The organism is Vibrio sp. 1402, from assembly GCF_033340275.1.
On the sequence record NZ_JAWOWE010000019.1, the window covers coordinates 12,849 to 36,204 of the forward strand.

Sequence of the window (23,356 nt, forward strand, 5' to 3'; positions counted from 1 at the left end):
TGAAGCGTTACTTCTTCAGACTCAATGTACCACCAGTGCGTTTAGCTGGTTTACTTGGTTTCGCGGCATTTGGGTTCATGTAATGCTGCTTGGGCTTACTCGGTGATTGAGGCTTGTTTACTGAATGCGTATTGCTCGATGCATCTGGTTTACGGTGTGATTTACCATGCTCGCCTTGCGGTCTGCTGCGTTCACCTTGTGGTTTCGCTTTGTAATGTTCTTTAGCTGGACGTCCGCCTTCATCATCACACTGACGACGCTTTTGTTGACCTTTTTTCGAGTTTGGTGCATGACGGAATTGATCAGCATTGTTACCACGGAAAGTTCGTGTCTTCTGGTTACGACGAGCAGTAGAATCTTGGTTTTCTTCACGGCTATCAAACAGCTTCGCGTCGGTCGCTTTACGAATGTTGCGACCTCTAGAGTCTGTTTTTGATGCTTCTTCTGTACCTACCGAGCCTTCACACATTGCTAGGATCTCTGCCACTTCTTCGTCACTTAGATAACGCCATTTCCCATTGGGAATACCATCAAGAGAGATATTCATGATGCGTACGCGACGCAGCTTGAATACTTCATAGCCCAGCGCTTCACACATGCGACGGATCTGACGGTTAAGTCCTTGAGTGAGCACAATACGGAAAGAGAATTTAGTTTCTTTCGTTACCTTACAAGGTAGGGTGACTGTGTCGAGAATCTTAACGCCACTCGACATCTGTTTGAGAAACTCGCCTGTAATTGGCTTGTCCACGCGTACGACGTACTCTTTTTCGTGGCTGTTGCCTGCGCGAAGGATTTTGTTCACGATGTCGCCATCGTTGGTCAAAAAGATCAGACCATCAGAGGGTTTGTCTAAGCGGCCGATCGGAAAGATACGTTTTTGGTGGCCGATGAAATCAACGATGTTTCCAGGGACGTCTCTCTCAGTTGTACAGGTGATGCCTGTTGGTTTATTGAGAGCGATATAAATCGGCTTCTCTTTTGCTGCCACTGGCTTACCATCCACACAAACATCATCACCAGGTAGCACTTTTGTCCCCATTTCAGGTTTGTTGCCATTAATGGTGACACGGCCTTGCTCAATTAGTCTGTCTGCTTCACGGCGTGAGCAAAACCCCGTTTCACTGATGAATTTATTTAATCGTTTAGCGTTGTCTTGTGACATTTTTGTCTCCTAACGTTTCACAACGGCGAATGAAGCTCCCTTCCTTTAAGGGGAAGGAAGAATAAGGGCGGGCATTCTAGCATTAGGGTGAAATTTAGCCTAACCGTTTTTGGTGACGTTCGCGGGTTTCTAATTTCTTTTCCGCACTTTTTCTAAGTAGGACGTAAACGGCTCCAGTTCCACCGTGAAAGCGTTGCGCACTATGGACGCATTGGACTTCCTTTATTTGTCGTAGCCAACTGCTAACAAAGCTTTTCATCATTGCAGGTGGATTTGAGCGTTCTCCTCGACCATGGACGATAACGACCGTTCTAATGTCCATTGATAGGCATTGCTTTAAAAACGTCACGACTTCATCACGTGCTTCTTTCAATGTTTTACGGTGCAAATCCAAGCGAGCTTGGATTGGATACTTACCAAGGCGAAGTTTGCGGTAAACCCCGTCCTGTACACCATCACGTTTGAACTCAACGAAGTCCTCTGGCTTGAGCATTTCAGCGTGATCAAGTGATAGGTATTCTGGGTCATCTTCCGTTAACCAGATTGCTGCTTCTCGTTTTGCGAGCTGTGCTTCTGTTACTTGGTGTACTTTTTTGTGTTCGGTGGTGTCTTGAGTGATTGGCTTTACATCGCCCATCATCTGTTGAAATAGATCAAAATCGTCGTCGTGAGACATAGCAGTAATCTCATTAAGAACAGGGAAGAATAATAGGATTATATCAATGAGTGGTGCATTGAGATCAAATAAAAAACCGGAGTAGGCAAGTAACCGACTCCGGTGCAAAGCGTTTCTAGAGCTAAGCGAGATCTAGTGAGGAGATTTGTCGTTCATGATCTTGTATATGAAGAAACCGCCGTAAAATAACATCAGACCAATTGCCCCAAAAATTACTATCATTGACGATAGACCCACTGCATTACCAAATAGGAGATCAAGCCAAAAGTCCATACGTTTCCTCCAAGATGTTCCCGACAGGATTAAACTAAATGGCGGTGTCTTGTTGCACACTGATCTGGATCAATTATGTTGCTAAGGTTAATAAACTGTATTTTGTTGTGAGTTATCAGTCACATTTTACGTGCTAGTGTTCAGTTATTCATCAAACGAATTAAGACCTAAGGTTTTTTTGTAAAAAGCACTTGCGCCACAGTTCAGAATCCGTAATATACGCACTCGTTGACGGGGACAATTCCTCAGTTAAACATCTCGGTGAATAGCGCAGCTTGGTAGCGCATCTGGTTTGGGACCAGAGGGTCGGGGGTTCGAATCCCTCTTCACCGACCACTTTTAGAAAGCCTGCTCAATGAGCAGGCTTTCGTCGTTTTTAGTGCTAGTAATTTTAGACTTCAATAGTATCGAACCAAATGGGGTTCGCCTGAAGTTAGAATATGGCTCTTCATCGACACATATTGAGAGGAAGGCTCTACAGAAATGTAGGGCCTTTTCATTTTTTAGAGCGAGTAAATTTATTACTTGATGTCACACGAGATAGTATTGATAGGAGTTTCAGAAGTAGTGAAACAGACATAAGCGGTCTTTGGGTGATTTGGCCCAATCTTGACGTAACCCGCTTTTAAATCGTCTTCATCAAACGTTACTGAGTGAGATTTGCTTGTATTTCCATCATAGTAAACCGCTTCAAAGCCTTGGTTCATCATATGTGCAACGCGATTTCTAGTGTGGGCTGTTGAAAACGTGATGTTCGCGCAACGCATCATTGGTTTTTCGGTAATAAGAAATTGACCACTCTCTTTATCTAAAACACCGCCTTTTACTTCCGGAGTTATATCAATAGCTTGAAAAGCTTCTACGTTGCATGGCGGTTTAGCATAAGACAGCGAAGAAGTGAGCATAATTCCAATCGTGTATAGGAATAAATATTTAAATTTCATATGAGTTGTTTTGTATCCACTTAGCTTAACGGCGTTTTATAAGAAAGTTTGAATGAATTTTAAATGGTTGTATTTAAATAATTGTATTTAAATGGCATTTTTCAAACAATCACTAGATATCACAATTTGCTTGGCGCGTCTTACCCAGTGGTTTGATGTTAAATCCCCGATTTTTAAGCAGTTCAATCAGGTTATCTTTACCTACTAAATGCAAGCCACCAACAACAACGGTGTAACGACCCGATTGCTGAGGTAGAACACTGCCAGTGTCGAGTTTTTTAGCCCAATCTCGATTACGCTCGTATAAAAAGGCTTGGTTAAACTCTTCTGTTGTATGATCGGTCAAAGAGGCTTCGACCAACATGCTACCATCACCACTCTTCCAACTCTCTATCAAGCATTGAACCAACTCTTCTCCGCCATCATATTCTTCAATTGATGAGAGAAGTATCTCTTTACCGCCTTCTGATTGACCTGCGATTAAATCGATTTGGAATTGCACGGACTCCAGTGGAATGACCGGGATTTGCTTTTTATCAGCGAGTCCTATTAAGTGCATGTCGACCCCTTTATCAGAGACATACCCCAGTTTGTTGACTAAAGCGAGTTGGATGGTGAATGCTGCCATCCAAGGTGGGGAATTTAGGAGTTGAGTTTCTGGCAAACCTAAATCTTGGGCAATTTCAATTAAGTGGCGACGTTGAGCTCTGTCTAAAACATCTTTAGAAAGAATGGTTGTTTGTGGGTAAACCAAGCCTTCAGAATTCCTGACGTCTGCTTCAATAATCAACCCTGCGCTTTGGCTTAAATGCTGGATGACCGTTCTAGGGAGTGGGTACATCGTTTTATCCCCCACATGTACCGAGCCAATAATCATAAGTTCGGTTTCCCCTTTTTTCGCTAACCAATGCTGTGGCTCTGCATAAGAGGAAAAAGGAGTCAAAGTAACAAGTAGAGATGATATGAGCGTCAAGAGACGAAACATAGAATGGTCCTCAGATAAGATACCTTTAAACTTTATACGCAAAATAGCGTGAGGTTAAGTGCAATTTCTCCAGTGGGGTATTCGACAAAATCGTCATTTCTAAAAATATTGACGAGTTTTGACGACGAATAAATGAGAGTCACTTCACGAAAGGTAAATAGGTAATTCGCTTACTAATGGTTCACAAAATAATTAGGCGTGATCCAAATCTTACAAAATCAGTCGTAACTCATGAATATAAGTGACCTAGATCGCAGCAAACTCGTCAAAACAAGTTGTTCGATTTTGACGTGTATTGTAACTCCATGAAAATTAGGTTTTTATTGTTTTTGCTGAGTGTCATTTTTTGAGCTGGATCACTTCCTATTTCTATTTATTTTACGCTTAGAAATAACAGGTTGTATGTTGAATGTAACGGTTAGGTACCTCGCATTTGAGGGGCCGAGATTTTTATCATTGTCGTTTTGAACCACTGACTTTTTTGGGGAAGTAAGATGTTTAAACCTAGTCTGATTGCTGTTTCTGTTATCACTACATTAGCAGGTTGCTCTGCGCTGCAAAGCTCTGAACAACAAGTTGTAAATTCGTTGGCTAATAATCTTGATATTCAATACCAAGTGTTGACTAACCACGGTGCAAACGAAGGTCTTGCTTGTCAGGACTTAGGGGCTGAGTGGGCGTCTTGTAACAAGGTAAACATGACGCTGGTTAACCAAGGTGAAGCGGTTGACTCAAAAGATTGGGCTATTTACTTCCATAGCATTCGTCTGATTCTGGATGTTGAAAACGAACAGTTTAAAATCTCTCGCGTAACGGGTGATCTACACAAACTAGAACCAACAGATAAGTTTGATGGTTTTGCTGCGGGTGAAGAGGTTGTGCTTCCTCTTGTTGCTGAATACTGGCAGTTATTTGAAACTGACTTCATGCCAGGCGCTTTCGTTGCTGCACCAAATGCAGAGCCTAAGATGATCGCTTCTCTTAACACAGAAGACGTTGCATCTTTCGTGACTGGCCTTGAGGGTAACAACCTAAAACGTACGCCAGATGACAACAACGTATTTGCGAGCGCTGTGTCTCGTTTCGAGAAGAACGAAGATCTAGCAAAACAAGACGTATCAACCACGTTACTACCAACGCCAATGTCTGTTGAAGCAGGTAAAGGTACGGTAGATATCGCGGCGGGTATTGCGCTGCCTAAAGACGCATTCGATGCGGCTCAATACGCAGCAATTCAAGGTCGTGCAGAAGTGGTAGGTGTGGATGTTCGTGGTGATCTTCCTGTAAGCATCACTGTTGTTCCTGCAGACTTCACCGGTGAATTGGCAAAATCTGGTGCTTACGAAATGAGCATCAAAGGCGACGGTATTGCGATTAAAGCGTTTGACCAAGCAGGTGCTTTCTACGCAGTACAATCTATCTTTGGCCTGGTAGATAGCCAAAATGCTGATTCTCTACCACAACTGTCTATTAAAGATGCGCCGCGTTTTGATTACCGTGGTGTGATGGTGGACGTGGCTCGTAACTTCCACTCTAAAGACGCGATTCTTGCAACGCTTGACCAAATGGCCGCGTACAAGATGAACAAACTACACCTTCACCTAACGGATGATGAAGGCTGGCGTTTAGAAATCCCGGGTCTGCCTGAGCTGACTGAAGTTGGCGCTAACCGTTGTTTCGATTTGGAAGAGAAAAGCTGTTTACTGCCTCAGCTTGGCTCAGGTGCAACGACAGACAACTTTGGTTCTGGCTTCTTCAGCAAAGCAGACTACGTGGACATCTTGAAGTACGCGAAAGCGCGTAACATCGAAGTGATTCCTGAAATCGATATGCCAGCACACGCTCGTGCAGCAGTGGTATCAATGGAAGCACGTTACGACCGTCTAATGGAAGAAGGTAAAGAAGCAGAAGCGAACGAGTACCGCCTGATGGATCCTCAAGATACATCGAACGTAACGACGGTTCAGTTCTACAACAAGCAAAGCTTCATCAACCCATGTATGGAATCTTCAACTCGCTTTGTTGATAAAGTGATTTCAGAAGTAGCAGCAATGCACCAAGAAGCGGGTACGCCGCTAACAACATGGCACTTCGGTGGTGATGAAGCGAAGAACATCAAGTTAGGCGCTGGTCTGCAAGACATTAACGCAGAAGACAAAGTAAGCTGGAAGGGTAACATTGATTTGTCTAAGCAAGACAAGCCATTTGCACAATCACCACAATGTCAGACGCTAATTGCAGACGGTACGGTAAGCGATTTTGCTCATCTACCAAGCCACTTTGCAGAAGAAGTGTCGAAGATGGTGGCAGAGAAAGGCATTCCAAACTTCCAAGCTTGGCAAGATGGCCTTAAGTACAGTGAAGGTGAGAAAGCGTTCGCAACAGAAAACACGAGTGTTAACTTCTGGGACGTTCTTTACTGGGGTGGCACATCATCAGTGTACGAATGGTCTAAGAAAGGTTACGACGTTATCGTTTCTAACCCAGACTACGTATACATGGACATGCCGTACGAAGTTGACCCGAAAGAGCGTGGTTATTACTGGGCGACGCGTGCAACAGATACTCGTAAGATGTTTGGTTTTGCACCAGAGAACATGCCTCAGAACGCAGAAACCTCTGTAGACCGCGATGGTAACGGCTTCACTGGTAAAGGTGAAATCAAAGCGAAACCTTTCTATGGTCTATCAGCACAGCTGTGGTCTGAGACAGTACGTAACGACGAGCAATACGAGTACATGGTATTCCCTCGCGTACTGGCAGCCGCTGAACGTGCATGGCACCGTGCTGATTGGGAAAACGACTACAAAGTGGGTGTTGAATACTCGCAAAACTCTAACCTAGTAAACAAAGTTGCGCTAAACCAAGACTACAACCGCTTTGCGAACGTACTTGGCCAACGCGAACTGGCTAAGCTAGAAAAAGCGGGTATCGACTACCGCCTACCTGTACCAGGCGCGAAAGTTGAAGAGGGTAAACTGGCAATGAACGTTCAGTTCCCGGGTGTGAAGCTTCAATACTCTCTAGACGGCAAGAACTGGCTAACTTACGCAGATAATGCTCGTCCAAATGTGAAAGGTGAAGTGTTTATCCGTTCTGTGTCAGCAACCGGTGAGAAAGCAAGTCGAGTGACCAGCGTGAAATAACTCAATTCTTGTAAGTTAATTTTTTGGCAAAGCCTCAACCTCATGTTGGGGCTTTCTTTATTTTTTGAGGAAATTAAGCGTGATCGATGTCTAATTATTTTTCATTGATAAATAAGTTTTTGGTTGTAATGGTCAAGGTTATTGTGAACTGGATCGACTTAATCTGCTAAATATCAATAAATTATCTGTTTACGATCACACTTCTATTTTTTGAATAATTTTATAAAAATACGATAAGTGCCTGTATTTCCCATGTTTTTATCAGGGTTGTTGAGCTTCGGTTTGAACAAGATCACTTTTTAAAATGTTTTATTTTTCATCGCGAATTAATTAAAACAATATTGCGAACGCCAAGGAGGCACATTCCAAAGTTTGCGATAAAAGGGAAGAGATGCCCTCTAAAACTATCGCATAACGTGAATAAATAAAGGCAGTAATTATGAAAAACATTTTTGCACTGAGTGCTCTTTCTCTCGCTTTCGCTTCTAGCGCTTTTGCTGGTTCTTCTTACGTAACAGGTAATGTTCAATTCCACGATGATGGTCGAATTCATGGTTCGGACGTTACGTCTACACTGGAAGCTGGTCATACTTTTGATAACCAATTCGGCGGCTTTACGGTTTACACCGAATTTGATGGTATTCAGTTGGGTAAACTGGAAACAGAAAACGGTGGCGCAGGTAACACAACACCAGCAATCACTGTGGGTGGTGAGCAGTCATTTAATATTACCGATCATTTATGGGTTGCCGCGGGTTACCAACACCTGTTCTCTGCTGGCGAGAATGTACAGTACCGTCCATTGGTTAAGATCGGTTACAACTTCGATAACGGCATCTCCTTAAGTAACCGTACTCGTGCGCACATTGATGCGACAGACGCAGATGCGGATACAGATTACCGCATGGACAACCGCATCGGTTACGTGATGAATGAGGATGTGACGCTAAGCTACAACAACGTCTACATGATTGAAGCGGAAACCATGGACCACGAGCTTCGTGCAACGTGGACTCGTAAAGGTGTTCAACCTTACTTTGAGTTCCGCAGTCAAGCACACGGTGCAGAAAACGCGAGTGGTGACAGCCTAGTGAATAACGCTTTTGTATTTGGTGCCTCTTACGGCTTCTAATTTTATATTTGTCTTAACTGTCCATTTAGAAAAAGCCCAGCGGTTTATCTCGCTGGGCTTTGTTTTTATTGGTCGTTGCCTTCGTGGTGGCTATATTCGAACACTTGGCCTTTTTCGTTAAAGGCGTAAACGGTGTAGCTGTCTTTTTTGTCGCCATATTCCATACCAGGGGAGCCCATTGGCATGCCCGGTACTGATAGGCCTTTTGCGTTACGTGGTGGATTTTTCAAAAACGCTTTAATGTCTTCGGCTGGAATGTGACCTTCAAACAGATAGCCGTTGATCTCTGCCGTGTGGCAAGAGTAAAGCTGTTCATTCTTGATGCCTAGATCGCGTTTGATGGCGTTCATGTCATCGTGCAATTTTTCTTCGACCGTAAAGCCGTTCTCTTCCATGTGTTTTGTCCATTCTCCACAACAGCCACAGTATGGTGATTTATGGTTAATGACATCGGCTGCCAATACGTTGGCGGACACGGTCGCAAGCATTGCAAAGGTCAATAGTTTCAACTTCATAATACCCTCAAAAAGAAGTGGTTATTTTACTGAAAACAGTCGTAGTCGATTTGCATTACTAACGACAGTAATTGAAGACAGTGCCATTGCCGCTCCTGCGACAACAGGACTGAGCAAAAATCCAAACGCTGGGTAAAGCACGCCAGCGGCAACTGGAATACCCAACGAGTTGTAAACAAAGGCACCAAATAGGTTTTGCTTCATGTTTTTAAGTGTAGCGCGAGAGAGTTCAATCGCATGTACTACCGCCATTGGTGACGTGTTCAGGATGGTCATTTGCGAACTTTCAATGGCGACATCACTGCCGCTACCCATGGCAATACCTAGGTTGGATAACGCGAGAGCAGGGGCGTCGTTAATGCCATCCCCCACCATTGCCACGACATGTCCTTGAGATTGAAGTTGCTCAATGTGCTGAGCTTTCTCATCTGGCATTACTTGGGCAATCACTTCATCAATACCAAGTTCTTGGCCGATAGCATTGGCAACGTGTTGGTTATCGCCCGTCAGCATTACCGTTTTGATGCCTTGCGATTTTAATGCAGAGAGCGCTTGCTTCGCATCTGATTTGATCGGGTCGGCAATGGCGATCAGACCGATCAGTTCGCCGTTCAATGCCACAGCTACCGGAGTCCACGCATTTTTTGCGCATTCATCGATGGCAGGTTTTAGTGCGCTGGTCTCGACGTTCTCTGCTTGCATAAATTGAAGCGAACCAATGAGTAGCGGTTTATCTTGATACGTCGCCCAAATGCCGCGCCCGCGAACGTTCTCAAACTTGTCTAATGAGACATCCTTTGCGTCGTGTCGTTTGGCGTAATCACATACCGCTTTTGCCAGTGGGTGCTCAGACTGACGCTCTGCCGCATACGCTAAAGCCAATAGATCTTCTTGGCTGGTGGCGTGAGTAAACACTTTCTGAACGCTAGGTTTACCTTGGGTAAGCGTGCCAGTTTTGTCGAACACAACCGTGTCGACTTTGCTTGCCAATTGCAGGGCGTCGGCGTCTTTGATCAGAATGCCGAGCTCTGCGGCTTTACCCACTCCCACCGTGACAGAAAGCGGGGTTGCTAAGCCTAGAGCGCAAGGACAGGCGATGATCAGGACGGTTGTGGTGACCACCAGCATATAACTCGCTTTTGGCTCTGGGCCAACGGCAAACCAAACGAGCGCGGCCAGTATTGCTATGCCAACAACGACAGGGACAAACACCGATGAAATCTGGTCTGCCAGTTTCGCGATGGCAGGCTTACTGCTTTGCGCTGTGCGCACCATGCGGATGATACGAGCCAGCATGGTATTTGCGCCAATGCCCGTTGCTTCAATGACTAATCCACCATCGGTATTTAATGTCCCGGCAGACACTTGAGCCTCTTGTGCTTTTAATACTGGTACTGGTTCACCAGTGAGCATCGACTCATCAATGTATGATTCACCTTGAATCACAACGCCATCAACAGGCACTTTCTCGCCTGGTTTGATACGCAGTTTCATGCCTAACGTGATTTGCTCAACCGCGATTTTTTGGTCGCCTTGTTCCGTAATTACCGTAGCTTGCTGAGGTTGCAGGTTAATCAACGCTTGTAAGGAACGTGTTGTGTTTGCTTTGGCTTTTGCTTCTATATAGTGACCAAGAGAAATTAAGCCGATGATCATTGCACTCGCTTCAAAGTACACGTGGCGTGAAGCAAGAGGGAACCAGTCTGGGAAAATCACCACAAGCATCGAATAGAACCACGCTGCGCCAGTACCGAGCGCGACTAACGTGTCCATGGTGGCGCGCTTGTGAGTAGCTGCTAACCAAGCGTTACTGAAGAAGTGTTTCCCTGCTGTGGCAAGAAGGAGTAAACATACGATACCGATCGCGCCCCAAGCTAATTGGTCGTTGGTGTTGCGAATCATCATATTGCCGCCAGCAACGCCCCAAATCATTAAAGGGGCACCGACGACAAGGCCAGCAATAGCATCCAGTTTAAAGCGTTTTTGTTGCTGACGTTGTTGCTGTGCTTGCTTTTCTTGCTGGGTGGCGGCGTCTTGTAGGATCTCTGCTTGGTAACCGGCTTGTTTTACCGATTCAACAATTGCGTTAAGGAGGTCATCAGAGTCTTGGCTTGCGAATACTAGTGCGCTTTGTTCTGCGAGGTTGACCTGTGCTTTCTCAACGCCTTCTACGTTAGTAAGTGCTTTCTCTACTGAAGAGACGCAACTCGCACACGTCATGCCTTGAATCAGCATTTGCAATTGAATACTCGCTGGTGGCACCTGCGTATCTTTAATATTGCTTTGCTTTTCTACCTGTTCGGTCTCTGGTGAGCTTTCGTTCTCTACTTCAACAGAATCAAGATTGGCGGTATAGCCGAGTGTTGCTATTAAGTCGATCACTTGTTGCTCGGAGAGGAGGGTACGAATCTCTAAGTGCGTTGTTGAAGCCTCAAAAGAAATAACGTCTTGATTAGATTCTAATAAAGATGAAAGTTTTTTGACGCAGCCGCCACAGCTTAAGCCTGAAAGGTTTAGTTCGTAGTGATTTCCTGCTTGGTAACCAAGAGATTCAATCGACGAGACGAGCTCTTTAAGAGAAGACTCGGTTTTGACCTCTACTTGCGTCGGGGACAAATTGAGGATCTCCACATCGTGATTTGCATGTAAAGCCTTCTCAACTTTTCTCGCACAGCCCATGCAGTTGAGCCCTGATAAAGGTATAACTAACTGATACATAATCTGCACCTCAATAGTAGTGATGCTATGAGCTTAAACCTTCCTGCAAGGGTAAGGTCAATACCCATTTGCTACTCACAACAATTTCGTCAAAATCTCTCGAATCCCACAAGTGCATGGTCATTTTACTTGCGAGTGATCTCAAGGTTTTTTCTCTTTGAATATAAAGTTCCGTTAAAACACCTAAAAGATGAATGAAGTCGCTCACGTTTTTTAGATACTCTCAATGTCAGTTCAGTGTCAAAACGTACTTTTAACGTTTTTTATTTTTTATAGTTGATGTTAAGTAACTGTTTTTAAATATTTTATTTTATTTTTGATCTTCTCATTTTGAAGTCGCTCAGATTGCTGTAGGGAAAGTTTTTTAGTGCGAAAAAAGTTTGTCATATTTGCCCCGTCCAAACACTGTTTCAAGTTCCTGCCATGTCCTAGTTAGTGAATTTGAAAATGGAAAAAACTAAAAATATAGGGGTTTATAATGTCTTACCTAAAGAAAAGCCTACTTGCCACGGCAATTACCGGCATGATGTTCAGTGGTGCTGCATTTGCTGATGGTGCAAACAGTGACGCAGCAAAAGAGTTTCTAACCAAAGATTCATTTTCTTATGAAGTTTACGGAATCATCGCGATGCAGGCCGCGTACCGCGATTACGATTCTGGCAGCAAAGCAACGGACGATGACTTGGGTGGCATGCAGCTAAACAACGAATCTCGTATCGGTTTCCGTGGTAAAAAACAATTTGCTAACTTCGACCCTACTTTTATTTGGCAAATCGAAGGCGGTTATGTAGACCCTAGCTTTGGTGGCGAGGGCGCAGGTCTTGGTGAACGTGACACATTCGTCGGTTTTGAAAGTGCATCTTGGGGGCAAATTCGCCTGGGTCGCGTTTTGACACCTATGTACGAATTGGTTGACTGGCCAGCATCTAACCCTGGCCTGGGCGATGTATACGACTGGGGTGGTGCTATTGGTGGCGCCAAGTACCAAGACCGTCAATCAAACACTATCCGCTGGGACTCTCCAATGTTTGCTGACAAATTCTCCCTAGATATCGCAGCTGGTGCAGGTGATAAAGCAGGTCTAGGTGAAGGGGATGACTACTGGGGTGGTATCGCAGCACACTACAAAATTGGTCCTATCCAGTTAGATGCGGCATATGAAGGTAACCGTAATATCAAGATGGAAAGCCAAACGTGGGAAAACAACACGTACTTGGTAGGGGCACAAGGCTGGTTTGATAACGGTATTTCTTTCTTCGCGCAATACAAATATATGGAAGCGGACGCAAGCAATGGTGTGAGTGAAAAGCAAGATGCAATGTCTGCCGCTATCATGTACACCACGGGTGATTGGCAATACAAATTGGCTTACGCCGCTAACTTTGATCTCGAGCGTGATGGTAAGAAAATTAACGATACAGCGGACGATGTGTTATCAGCACAAGTTATGTATTTCGTAGATCCATCGGCAGTGCTGTACGTACGTGCTCGTACTCTAGACTTTGGCGACGGTGCGTCTCAATTAGATAAACCAACAGAAGCACGTTGGAAGTCTGCTGACTACGACGAGTTCTCTGTAGGTGTTGAATACTACTTCTAACTAAAGAAGCAGCTAAAAGGGCGGAAACGCCCTTTTTATCTTGATACTTATTCAAATAAGCCTTTGAAATGACTGGCCTGTAAATTTTAGAGGCTTATCTAAATTGGTATAAAGTGAGAAACCATGATGAAAAAAACAACGACACTTCTCGGACTTTGCGCAATGCTTTCGGCGCCAGCTTTTGCTGCTCAACTCACTCTGCAATCTGAATTAATTCCTCGCGTTCTCAACGGCGAGTTCGTCTACCCTGAGTGGATATCCAAGAACAACAGCATCGAGTTAAAGGATGGGGAAAACCAATTGGCGGTAACGGTTGGACAAATCGTATTTGAAGATGGAAAGCGCCGTAAATTCGATTCGCAGCCGCTGGTATTAGAGTTTGATGCAGAAAAAGACACCGAGCTTTCTCTGACTTATCAAACATTCCGTACTATTGAAGAGGCGAGAGCCTTCGAACTCGATCCTAAAGTGGTATTGAAAGACAAAAACGGAAAAGAAGTGGCATTCTCTATGGTTCAACTTCGTAAAGGTGGTTTGCAAGGTTTTCGTGATTATGAACGAGAAGTTGCCGACTATAATAACGCAATGAATAAAGAATCGACTAAGGCAAGCATTGCGTCTTCTCCAGCGGAAACCAAAACAATCAAAGCATCGTTTAATGAATTGAGCCGTGAAGAGCAGCAAGAATTTATGCAATGGGCAATGCGTAACCTGAAGTAATTTCGTCTCGTGCTTTAACAGTAAATAGCAGGGCTGTGCCTTTTTGGTTCTGCCCTGTTTTTATTTCTGTTGTCAAACCGATTGTAGAATTGACTTACGGTGGTAAAATGTCGCCACTTTTATCCTTGACATTACAACGAGAGATCTCTCGTTGCTCATTACCCCTAAGGAACTCAAATGACGGTTAAAACTCGTTTTGCTCCTAGCCCAACTGGCTATCTACACGTTGGTGGTGCGCGTACTGCACTTTACTCTTGGCTATACGCTAAAAACCAAGGTGGTGAATTCGTTCTACGTATCGAAGATACAGACCTTGAGCGTAACTCTCAGGAAGCGGTTGATGCAATTCTTGAAGGCATGGAATGGCTAGGCTTGGAGTGGGATGAAGGTCCTTACTACCAAACTCAACGTTTTGACCGTTACAACGAAATGGTTGATAAGCTTCTTGCAGAAGACAAAGCTTACAAATGTTACGCGTCTAAAGAGCTGCTAGATGAAATCCGTGCAGAGCAAGAAGCAAATAAAGAAATGCCTCGCTACGATGCTAACCATCCAAAAATCAAAGCAGCAAACGAAGCGGCAAAAGATGGCGATCCATGTGTTATCCGTTTCCGTAACCCGAAAGAAGGCAGCGTAGTATTTGATGATCAAATCCGTGGTCGCATTGAAATCCGCAACGATCAAATGGATGACCTAATCATTCGTCGTACAGACGGTTCACCTACTTACAACTTCTGTGTAGTAGTGGATGACTGGGACATGGGTATCACTCACGTTGTTCGTGGCGAAGACCACATCAACAACACGCCTCGTCAAATCAACATCTACGAAGCACTAGGTGCGCCAGTACCTACATTTGCACACTGTGCAATGATCCTGGGTGATGACGGCGCGAAACTGTCTAAACGTCACGGCGCTGTATCAGTCATGCAATACCGCGATATGGGCTACCTGCCTGCGGCACTAAACAACTACCTAGTGCGCCTTGGTTGGTCTCATGGTGACCAAGAAATCTTCTCTCAAGAAGAGATGATCAATCTATTTAGCCTAAACGCAGTATCTAAGTCAGCGTCAGCTTTTAACACTGACAAACTGCAATGGTTGAACAACCACTACATCAAGAACTCAGATCCTGCGTACGTTGCTGAGCATCTACAATGGCATCTAGATCAACAAAAACTAGACGTAACGAATGGTCCTGCTATCACTGACGTGATCAAGCTAGTGGGTGAGCGTTGCAACACACTAGTTGAGCTAGCTGAGCAAATCCGCTACTTCTATGAAGATTTCTCTGAGTTTGAAGCGGGCGCAGCGAAGAAACACCTACGTGGCGTGGCTAAAGAGCCTCTAGAACTTGCATTAGCGAAAGTGGAAGCACTAACTGAGTGGACGACAGCGAACATCAAAGATGGCGTTATCGCAGCAGTATGTGAAGAGTTGGAAATCGGCATGGGCAAAATCGGTATGCCATTACGTGTTGCTGTAACAGGCGGCGGTCAGTCTCCTTCTGTCGATGCAGTAATGGAGCTGGTTGGAAGAGAGCGTTGTATTGCTCGCATTAAGATGGCGCTTGAGTTCATTGCTGAGCGTGAAGCAAACGCATAATTGCTTTGAACTGAACGTTCTTTTGAATAAATAGTCACAAAGCCGCGGTGAGCAACCGCGGCTTTTTTGTATCTTCAATTTAGATAACGAGAAACTTTCTCTCATATTGGTGAATGAAGAGATGGTTTCACCTGTAATTTACCTCAATATGGATAAGATTTTTTAATCCAAATATCGTTGGCGTGAATAAAAAATGAGCGATTATATATCAAATATCTGATTGATTTTTATCCATGTTCCTTAAAGTTCCATTTTATTTGTCTCATTTTTAAGAAAAATCTTTGCTTTAGCTATGTTGTTCCAAAAATTAAAGCAAACGTTTGCGTCGTGATTGCGTGGGGATTTTTTTGCTTAAGATCACATGTTGTCGAGATTTTTGATGACAATAAATTGACAGAATTGGGATTTTTCTCGCGATTTCTTAGCGTTATAGTTCATCCCGTCAGCGATACCGAGATGGCGATATGTATCACTGAACAGGAAATGTACGTAAGTTGCTTCCATAAAAAAAATGCATGTGCATAAAAAGAAGCTGACTAAGTATCTCACTCAAGGAATGAATAAAAAGAATTGAAATACAACGTCAGTCAGACGGCGCATTTCGGCATCTAACAAAAGAACTTCTTTAGAGGAATCAATAATGAAAAAATTAGCAGCGGTAATTTCAGCGTCTCTACTTATGGCTTCAGCAGCACAAGCAGAAGTATACGTTGGTGGTAAGATGGGTAAGTCATGGATGGAAGACGCGTGTGTAGCGGGCCAGGCTTGTGACAAAGACGATTCTACTCTTGGCGCTTTTGTTGGTTACGAAATGAATAAATACTTCGCAGTAGAAGCGGGTTTCGACAACATCGGTGATTTTAACCAAACTTCTTTCGGTGGCCACGTAGAAGCAATCACTCTTGCTCCTAAATTTAGCCTACCAATCACTGAAGACATCGCACTTTACGGTAAAGTGGGTGGCGCTTACGTAATGTTTGATGGCAAAGATGATTACTCTTACCTAGGCGCAGCTGGTCTTGAATTCAACCTAAGCCAAAACGTAACAGCTCGTGCGGAATACCAAACACTGACTGACATCAGCAACGATGTAACTCGTGCGACAGGTAACACTGCAACACTAGGTGTTTCTTTCAAATTCGGCGGCAACGATGAGCCAGTAATCGTAGAAGAGCCAGTTGTTGTTGAAGAAGTGGTTGTAGAAGAAGTGGTAGAAGAGCCAGTTGTAGTTACGAAAACATTCGAAACTCAAACAATTGGCACAGGTAGCTTCGATCTAAACAGCACAACTCTAAAACCAGAGAGCGCTGCAAAACTTGATAACCTAGTTGCTTTCCTAAACGAGCACCCACAAGCGAACGTTGAAGTTGTAGGTTACACAGATACGTCTGGTCCAGCAGCTTACAACCTAAAGGTTTCTGAAAAACGTGCTGAGTCTGTTGCTAACGCGCTCGTTGAAAAAGGTATTGATTCATCACGTATCCAAGCTCGTGGCGAAGGTGAAAACAACCCAATCGCTTCAAACGACACTCGTGAAGGTCGTCAACAAAACCGTCGCGTAGAAATCGTTGTTCCAGAATTTGAATACCAAGTTCAGCAATAAGCTCCTATTCGACCGTAGTATAGAAGACTGAAGCTGAAAGCCCCAAAGAGTTCGCTCTTTGGGGCTTTTTATTTCTCTTTAAAAACTAACTGAAATGTTCAAAGTGGCTAGGTATTACTTAAGATCAATGCTGTTTAAACGCCCCATAAATGTCAGGATCTCCAAGTTATCTTTATGTGCTTCTAACAACGCTTTTTTGGTTTGCATGTAGGCGGCAAGTTTGCCGTACTTACTAATAGAGCGAACCACCGTTTTATATTTATACTCACCGTCATCATTGAACTCTCGCCACTTGGCGATGTAACACGTATCTCGGTTGTCAGGGTTTTCAAGAGTAGGGTTAGGCTTGTGAACGATTTTAGGCTCAACGCTATGTGGAAGCCTGGTCATTAAGTAAGGGTCTTTCAAAAGACGTCGCCAGAATTTGCCCCACATTTGCCGGCCTAACTCGTTTCTCAGCTTAATGGCTTTTTGTAAGCCTTTCTTTTCTCCAATACGAACAAATCCTACCGAGCGGTGTAGTACCGTATCCTCGGGGGTATGGATATGTATCTTAAAGGCTGTCTTGCCTTTAGAAATAAAGCGGTGTCCAGTGTTAGTTATTAAATTGCTCTTAGACATAGTGCTAACTAATAATTTTATTAATAGCCAAAAGGGTAAGCAAAACTCATAGATAATTAAAGTAATAAAATACAAAACTGTAAATAGGGCTTGTTGAAATGATTTCAAGGGGAAGAAGTCAGATCAGTAGAAGACTTTATCCCGTAACCGAAACACCTGATCCGATCATATTGATTACTGGGAAGATTACCTAACACGATGTACTAGGGGGAGCAGTGCGAGGCTTGAAATTGAAGATACAAAAAAGCCTTAGCTCAAGTGGGAGCTAAGGCTATGATATGGCGCCCCCAGTAGGATTCGAACCTACGACCTGTCCCTTAGGAGGGGACTGCGCTATCCAGCTGTGCCATGGGGGCGTAATACCAATAGTTGCAGTTCATTGCACTGTTTTACTGAGTTCAAATCTAGCAATCTACCAGATCTGTATCAGCATCACGTTGAACGATTCGCTACGGTCATTGGTATAATCAAATAAGATGCGCTGCCTATGATATTCAAAAGTGAGCATATCTCAAGACTTAATGTTTGCTTTTATAGGATCTTGTTCATTACGTCGCCAATTTGAACGCTAGATGCTAAATTTGGCTGATCAATCGTCAGCTCGGCTTCGTGTTCGTATATGCGTGATACCGTTAATGTAATTTCGCTTTGCGAGACTTTGTTTCTTGGCAATCCATTTTGGTCGATAAACGACGCGGTGTGCCAAAGCTGCAATTTGTCTCCCTCTTTTACGCCGTGCATACGGCCGAGATCCATCGTTACGGTATTACCGAAGACTGCCACAACCTCTGGCAATGTAATTTTGCAAGATAGCTCCGACTCCAGATCCAACATAATATTGCGACTAACGCGAAGCATCATCTCGCCATAGGTCGATGCCCAAAAACGTGCACTACGAGTGTCCACTTGACTCGTCTTAGCAAATGGCCAACGCGCGACCTCACGGTAGGCTTTGTTGAAGATTTCATGGCCAGTTTTACCATCAAATACTTTCATTTCTAACGCAAACTGACGATTGATGATGTCATCTTGCAATAGTTGAGATTCGACCGTTGCAGTGAGATCGGTGATGACCCCTCCAATGATGTATTGTGCGCCATTGTCTTGCGCGATCATTTGAGTGCGAGCAGGATAGTTGCTGCTTATTGAGTAGTCCGTTGTACCAACAGACACAAAGCTGCGTGAGGTTTGATCAAGTTGACGGTTCACTACGTGGCTAAAATCGTCACCAACTTGATAAATTTGTCCCATCACTGCTTGTTGTGGTGATGCGACCTCAATATTGCCGACCAGCATTGTCTTTTTGTATTGATCGGTGTGGCAACCCGTTGCCGATGGATAAATATCAACGCGGATTTTTACCTCGACTTTACCGCGACGTTTGCGTTCAGACTCGACCAAAATGTAACGGACTTCATGATTGGTAAACTGGTATTCGTTGCGGCTTTCTTCTAATAGCGGCATCAAGTTGCTAATACTGCCAATATCTGCGCCCGAAAAATTGACGGCTTTGAACAGCGCGTCTTCCAACGCATGGAGCCTTGCCGTCTCTTCTGAAGAAACGATGGTGGCAACGCCTGTGACTTCATACCAAGATGCCATTACCTTAAAAGGCACAAGCATCACTAAAGTGATTGAAAACAGACTGTTTAATATTTTTTTCATTGGTTACAACCGTTCGGGTATAAATATTGCTTTAACAAATTCAGTGAAGTTTGGTGGGTTTTTCTTCGTTAGGCAAACAAAGAAAAGCAAAGACTGTTCCAATATTCACTTTCTTGGAAAGGAATTAATAAAGAACGGTATCACCTAAGATTATCTGGAGAATCAAACCATGAAAAAGTGGCTTGTCGCCGCATCGATGATGACGCTTCTGACATCGTGCGCGTACTCACCGATTTACAATGGTAAAGAACCGTACTCGGGAAGCCAGTTCATGCTGATGGATAGTCCGCGTCATACGATGGACTTTTTCATTGAGAGCATGACAGAAGACCTGATGGTTTCTAATGTGGCAGTATCAGCGCGGACACCGATTGCGATTACCTCGTTTGTTGATCTACAAAATATGGATGCAACAAACTGGTTAGGTAACTCGGTCTCTGAAGGTTTTATCCATCAGTTTCAGCGCCGAGGGTTTAAAGTGGTTGATTTCAAAACTACGGGCTCTATTCAAGTGACGCAGCAGGGCGATTTTGCTTTAAGTCGTGATTGGCAAGATTTAGCTCAAGAGCAGCAAATTCAGTATGTACTGACCGGAACAATGCTGCGCCAAGAGGGCGGAGTGCTTGTCAATGCACGCGTGGTTGGCATGCAAAGCCGTGTAGTTGTAGCGACAGCGCAAGGTTTCCTTCCGGCTGACCGTATTGGGCGTGACTTAGATACGTTAAATAGCATCCGCACACAAGATGGTGTGTTGATTCGTTCTGACCCTACTATTCGTCAGCCGTACACTGTGATTCTCCGTCCATAGGATAGAAGCATGAAGAAGTTATTATTTATTGTTGCCACACTGATATTGGTTGGGTGTCAGCCATTACAACAGATGCGTCAAGATGAAATCTTAGTGGCGGTGGGTTATGCCAGCGTCAGTGAGCAAACAGGCCGCACAGTTGAAGAAAAGCGTGTACGAGCAATGCGCGCATCAAAAATTGATGCTTATCGTGAGCTAGCAGAGCAAGTTTATGGCATGCGTGTTAGTGGACGTGCAGAGCTGCAAGACCAGCGTTTGGGTATTGAAAGCACCACTGGTGCCGTCGATGGTGTAATTCGTGGTGCAGAAGTTGTGCGTAGTTATCTTGTTGAAGACAGTTATGTGACTGAGCTGCGCCTGGATATCCGTAAGATGGATAAGCTACGTGATTATGGAGAAGTTCAGCAGGTGCCTGAGAAGCGTCAGCAAACCTTGTTTTAAACCATTTCACTAGACAGATAATCTTTTTGAGCGGCTGATTGGTAACAATGAGTCGCTTTTTTATATCTACGTGAGCGCGGGAATTGAGGGTAAGAGTGACGTTTAAGCTTTTATATTGGTGCCAAGCGTCGAGATGGTGTGGGTTTTTCCGCCCGCATTGTAGGTCATGCCAACTTTGCCATGAGTTCGCTGAAGCATGTTGTTGAGTTTATTGAAGCTCAGCTGTGCACGACTAAGCGATTCGCCATTTACTTGGTTAACTTGTTGACAGTCGAGGACGATCGATTGGATCTGAGCAACAACCTGACTTAGGTGCTCATCTTCAGTAAGTTGATTGACGTGCGGGTGAGAGGCGATTCGCTGATCAGTTGTTCTGAGCTGATCAATGAGCGTCATCTTCTGTTTGGCAATGTTCTCAATCTCGGTAGAGACACGCGCCGTGATTGCTTGTGTTTCTTGGCGTAAAACAGCGGAAAGTGCCTTAGCATTTTCTAGCTGGAAATTAACGAGATCGACTAATGCTGCCATAAAATACTTACCTTCGGCCTAAGTCAGTTAGCTTTTGCCTTGCAATTCGTTTTCAAACTTAATCATGTTGTCAGCCAATTTTTCAGGATCGACTTTGTATGAACCGTTTGTGATAGCTTCTTTGATTGCTGCAACTTTGGCGCTGTCATATGCCGGAGAAGCTGCCATATCCTTCTGGAGTTTACTGACGGCTTTACTTTGCTGGCTGAGTGATACTGCGTCTTGTTGCGCTGGCGCCTTTTTTGATTCTGTCGTGCTGGTAGCATTGGAATCGTTACGTGCAGGTGCGCGACTTGTTGTCGTCATCATTTGCCCTGAACGTATATTATCTATACCTGCCATGTTTAACCTTTGCCTTGTATCGTAATACTGGTATCCAGACTATCGACCAGCGCAAAAATAACTTTAGTCATTTTTTGCATTTTTATTGATCAGTTTAAACACGCTACCAGTGGGTATTAAAAATTAACAGTGATTTCCGCAATGTCAGTCACTATGCCTTCTATTATACGTTGTGACTTATCATTTTTCACTCTTACTTGATCGCCAGCTGAACCATCCTGCAATGCTGTTCCTTGCGTTGTGATCGTCATGCCAGAATTCACCGCTTTGATAATGACCTTTTCATTTCGGCATACCACACAAACATCATTTCTCTCTACGACATCGCCTAAACGAACATTACGCTTTAGCTTTGCCCCAACCACTTGATCGTAGCTAGAAAATCCATCTTTACGAAAGCGCTGTAGCTCGATCATGGAAGTGGTAACATCCGATGCGCTGACGATTTCTCCTCTCCCTAATGTTCGTGTCGCGACGATCATTGGTACTGATACCGAGATCCTCACAGGGACATAGACTTTCCAGTCATCCGGTTGGCATTCCACTAACACATTGATGTTACTTCTCGTGCTGCTGGTGGAAGAGGCAGATGTATCTAACGGAACAGGGCAATCCGTTGCTTTTATTCTCGAGTCGATCTCTGCCGCATTAACAGATAGCTCGCCACCATCAGGCTGATCAACCGTAGCAAGAATATGTTGTTCTGCTGCTGTTTTTATTTGCTCGATCTGATTATCTGAAGCTGAATGAACAAAAAAGCTAAACATACTGAGCAAAATGCCGATAGACTTAGCGTACTTTGTAATTAGCGCTCTACATATTGTCATAGTCAATGGTGTCGAAGTGAAAGTGAAATACGCCATACTGTCTCCCTGGTATCGTGCTTGCCAGTGGTAGAGTATCATTTAAAAACAAAAAGTTTGAGATGGAGATGAGCATATGACGGGGATTCTTGACTCGGTGAATCAGCGTACGCAACTCGTCGGTCAGAACCGATTGGAATTATTGACCTTTCGACTGATGGGCCGACAGCGCTACGGCATTAACGTATTCAAAGTGAAAGAAGTACTACAGTGCCCTAAGCTGACTTCAATGCCAAATCTACACCCTCTGGTTAAAGGTATCGCTCATATCCGCGGCCATACCGTGTCCGTTATTGATTTGAGCCTGGCAATTGGTGGCCGCCCAACCACTGATTTAGATAAATGTTTTGTTGTTATTGCAGAATTTAACCGTACGATCCAAGCATTTTTGGTATCATCGGTTGAGCGTATTATCAATATGCATTGGGAAGCGATTTTGCCACCGCCAGACGGTGCAGGTAAAGCGCACTACTTGACTGCCGTGACAAACATTGACAATGAGCTGGTTGAAATCCTTGACGTTGAAAAAATCCTGGCAGAAATTGCGCCAGTTGATGAAACGATGGATTCCGCTATTGGCGAAGAAATCGCACAAGCAGAACAAGAAAAGCCTATTGTACGCCGTATACTGATTGCTGATGACTCGACGGTCGCGCGTAAACAGGTAGAGCGTGCGATTACATCCATCGGTTTTGAGGTCGTATCTGTCAAAGACGGCAAAGAAGCGTACAATAAGTTGATTGAAATGGCTCAAGAAGGCAATATCTACGATCAAATTTCGTTGGTTATTTCCGATATTGAAATGCCAGAAATGGACGGCTATACCTTAACGGCTGAAATTCGCAGACATGCCGATTTGAAAGACCTTTATGTTATCCTCCATTCTTCATTAAGTGGTGTATTCAACCAAGCTATGGTTGAGCGTGTAGGTGCCAACACCTTCATTGCGAAATTTAACCCAGATGAGTTGGGTAACGCGGTTAAATCTGCATTAACACAATAAAAG

21 protein-coding genes and 2 tRNA genes are annotated in these 23,356 nt (G+C 44.2%); 10 read left to right on the forward strand and 13 right to left on the reverse strand.

Annotated elements, in window-relative coordinates:
- Positions 1–7 precede the first annotated feature (7 nt).
- The 3 genes from rluF to R7044_RS22075 all read right to left on the reverse strand — a co-directional run bounded on the left by rluF (position 8) and on the right by R7044_RS22075 (position 2,114).
- The gene (rluF, locus tag R7044_RS22065; RefSeq protein ID WP_054729763.1) at positions 8–1,165 is read right to left on the reverse strand and encodes a 23S rRNA pseudouridine(2604) synthase RluF; all 1,158 of its coding nucleotides are present in this window, start codon (positions 1,163–1,165) and stop codon (positions 8–10) included.
- 94 nt (positions 1,166–1,259) lie between these two features.
- Complete coding sequence (smrA, locus tag R7044_RS22070) at positions 1,260–1,841, reverse strand: DNA endonuclease SmrA (protein ID WP_005382233.1); 582 nt, start codon at positions 1,839–1,841, stop codon at positions 1,260–1,262.
- Between the two features lie 132 nt (positions 1,842–1,973).
- Entirely contained in the window at positions 1,974–2,114 is a 141-nt protein-coding gene (locus R7044_RS22075) for a DUF3149 domain-containing protein (RefSeq protein ID WP_005382236.1), read from the reverse strand.
- A 259-nt stretch (positions 2,115–2,373) separates the two neighbouring features.
- On the opposite strand from R7044_RS22075, the gene R7044_RS22080 reads away from it, so the two are divergent.
- A tRNA-Pro gene (locus R7044_RS22080) sits at positions 2,374–2,450 on the forward strand.
- A gap of 185 nt (positions 2,451–2,635) precedes the next feature.
- Here R7044_RS22080 and R7044_RS22085 read toward each other — a convergent pair.
- Positions 2,636–3,019, reverse strand: coding sequence for a hypothetical protein (locus R7044_RS22085; protein WP_005384085.1), 384 nt, complete (start codon positions 3,017–3,019; stop codon positions 2,636–2,638).
- Between the two features lie 151 nt (positions 3,020–3,170).
- On the reverse strand, positions 3,171–4,043 hold the full coding sequence (locus tag R7044_RS22090; protein ID WP_005382001.1) for a TraB/GumN family protein: 873 nt from the start codon (positions 4,041–4,043) through the stop codon (positions 3,171–3,173).
- Positions 4,044–4,537: 494 nt separating this feature from the next.
- On the opposite strand from R7044_RS22090, the gene R7044_RS22095 reads away from it, so the two are divergent.
- Together R7044_RS22095 and R7044_RS22100 are read left to right on the forward strand one after the other, a co-directional pair.
- Complete coding sequence (locus tag R7044_RS22095) at positions 4,538–7,189, forward strand: beta-N-acetylhexosaminidase (RefSeq protein WP_225455808.1); 2,652 nt, start codon at positions 4,538–4,540, stop codon at positions 7,187–7,189.
- A 439-nt stretch (positions 7,190–7,628) separates the two neighbouring features.
- A complete protein-coding gene (locus R7044_RS22100) occupies positions 7,629–8,321 on the forward strand; it encodes an oligogalacturonate-specific porin KdgM family protein (protein WP_005382004.1) in 693 nt (230 codons plus the stop codon).
- Between the two features lie 65 nt (positions 8,322–8,386).
- On the opposite strand, the gene R7044_RS22105 is transcribed toward R7044_RS22100, so the two are convergent.
- Both R7044_RS22105 and R7044_RS22110 read right to left on the reverse strand, forming a co-directional pair.
- On the reverse strand, positions 8,387–8,836 hold the full coding sequence (locus R7044_RS22105) for a DUF411 domain-containing protein (protein ID WP_005382005.1): 450 nt from the start codon (positions 8,834–8,836) through the stop codon (positions 8,387–8,389).
- 21 nt (positions 8,837–8,857) lie between these two features.
- Positions 8,858–11,554: a heavy metal translocating P-type ATPase gene (locus R7044_RS22110; protein WP_225455809.1), complete on the reverse strand. Its 2,697-nt coding sequence runs from the start codon at positions 11,552–11,554 to the stop codon at positions 8,858–8,860.
- A 478-nt stretch (positions 11,555–12,032) separates the two neighbouring features.
- Between R7044_RS22110 and chiP the strand changes: the two genes are divergently transcribed.
- From chiP to R7044_RS22130, 4 genes are all read left to right on the forward strand, one after another.
- Positions 12,033–13,154 (forward strand): chitoporin, encoded by a 1,122-nt coding sequence (gene chiP, locus R7044_RS22115; RefSeq protein ID WP_005382007.1) that lies wholly within the window; start codon positions 12,033–12,035, stop codon positions 13,152–13,154.
- A 123-nt stretch (positions 13,155–13,277) separates the two neighbouring features.
- A complete protein-coding gene (locus tag R7044_RS22120; RefSeq protein ID WP_064369044.1) occupies positions 13,278–13,874 on the forward strand; it encodes a DUF2057 domain-containing protein in 597 nt (198 codons plus the stop codon).
- 177 nt (positions 13,875–14,051) lie between these two features.
- Complete coding sequence (gene gltX / locus R7044_RS22125) at positions 14,052–15,479, forward strand: glutamate--tRNA ligase (RefSeq protein ID WP_213971127.1); 1,428 nt, start codon at positions 14,052–14,054, stop codon at positions 15,477–15,479.
- Positions 15,480–16,119: 640 nt separating this feature from the next.
- Positions 16,120–17,082: an OmpA family protein gene (locus tag R7044_RS22130; RefSeq protein ID WP_006743033.1), complete on the forward strand. Its 963-nt coding sequence runs from the start codon at positions 16,120–16,122 to the stop codon at positions 17,080–17,082.
- 114 nt (positions 17,083–17,196) lie between these two features.
- Here R7044_RS22130 and R7044_RS22135 read toward each other — a convergent pair whose 3' ends face one another.
- The 3 genes from R7044_RS22135 to R7044_RS22145 all read right to left on the reverse strand — a co-directional run bounded on the left by R7044_RS22135 (position 17,197) and on the right by R7044_RS22145 (position 19,368).
- Entirely contained in the window at positions 17,197–17,703 is a 507-nt protein-coding gene (locus R7044_RS22135; RefSeq protein ID WP_005382011.1) for a hypothetical protein, read from the reverse strand.
- Between the two features lie 279 nt (positions 17,704–17,982).
- Positions 17,983–18,059 (reverse strand) — tRNA-Arg (locus tag R7044_RS22140).
- A gap of 175 nt (positions 18,060–18,234) precedes the next feature.
- Positions 18,235–19,368: a flagellar assembly protein FlgT gene (locus R7044_RS22145; protein WP_005382012.1), complete on the reverse strand. Its 1,134-nt coding sequence runs from the start codon at positions 19,366–19,368 to the stop codon at positions 18,235–18,237.
- Between the two features lie 169 nt (positions 19,369–19,537).
- On the opposite strand from R7044_RS22145, the gene R7044_RS22150 reads away from it, so the two are divergent.
- Both R7044_RS22150 and flgP read left to right on the forward strand, forming a co-directional pair.
- The gene (locus tag R7044_RS22150) at positions 19,538–20,176 is read left to right on the forward strand and encodes a FlgO family outer membrane protein (protein ID WP_005382013.1); all 639 of its coding nucleotides are present in this window, start codon (positions 19,538–19,540) and stop codon (positions 20,174–20,176) included.
- Between the two features lie 9 nt (positions 20,177–20,185).
- Positions 20,186–20,617: a flagellar assembly lipoprotein FlgP gene (gene flgP / locus R7044_RS22155; RefSeq protein WP_005382014.1), complete on the forward strand. Its 432-nt coding sequence runs from the start codon at positions 20,186–20,188 to the stop codon at positions 20,615–20,617.
- Between the two features lie 102 nt (positions 20,618–20,719).
- On the opposite strand, the gene R7044_RS22160 is transcribed toward flgP, so the two are convergent.
- From R7044_RS22160 to flgA, 3 genes are all read right to left on the reverse strand, one after another.
- Positions 20,720–21,145: a flagella synthesis protein FlgN gene (locus R7044_RS22160; protein ID WP_005382015.1), complete on the reverse strand. Its 426-nt coding sequence runs from the start codon at positions 21,143–21,145 to the stop codon at positions 20,720–20,722.
- A 27-nt stretch (positions 21,146–21,172) separates the two neighbouring features.
- Positions 21,173–21,487 carry a flagellar biosynthesis anti-sigma factor FlgM gene (flgM, locus tag R7044_RS22165; RefSeq protein WP_005382018.1) on the reverse strand — a complete coding sequence of 105 codons (315 nt, stop codon included), beginning with the start codon at positions 21,485–21,487 and terminating at the stop codon, positions 21,173–21,175.
- Positions 21,488–21,603: 116 nt separating this feature from the next.
- The gene (gene flgA / locus R7044_RS22170) at positions 21,604–22,350 is read right to left on the reverse strand and encodes a flagellar basal body P-ring formation chaperone FlgA (RefSeq protein WP_005382020.1); all 747 of its coding nucleotides are present in this window, start codon (positions 22,348–22,350) and stop codon (positions 21,604–21,606) included.
- Positions 22,351–22,426: 76 nt separating this feature from the next.
- On the opposite strand from flgA, the gene R7044_RS22175 reads away from it, so the two are divergent.
- Positions 22,427–23,353 (forward strand): chemotaxis protein CheV, encoded by a 927-nt coding sequence (locus R7044_RS22175; RefSeq protein ID WP_005382022.1) that lies wholly within the window; start codon positions 22,427–22,429, stop codon positions 23,351–23,353.
- Positions 23,354–23,356 lie beyond the last annotated feature (3 nt).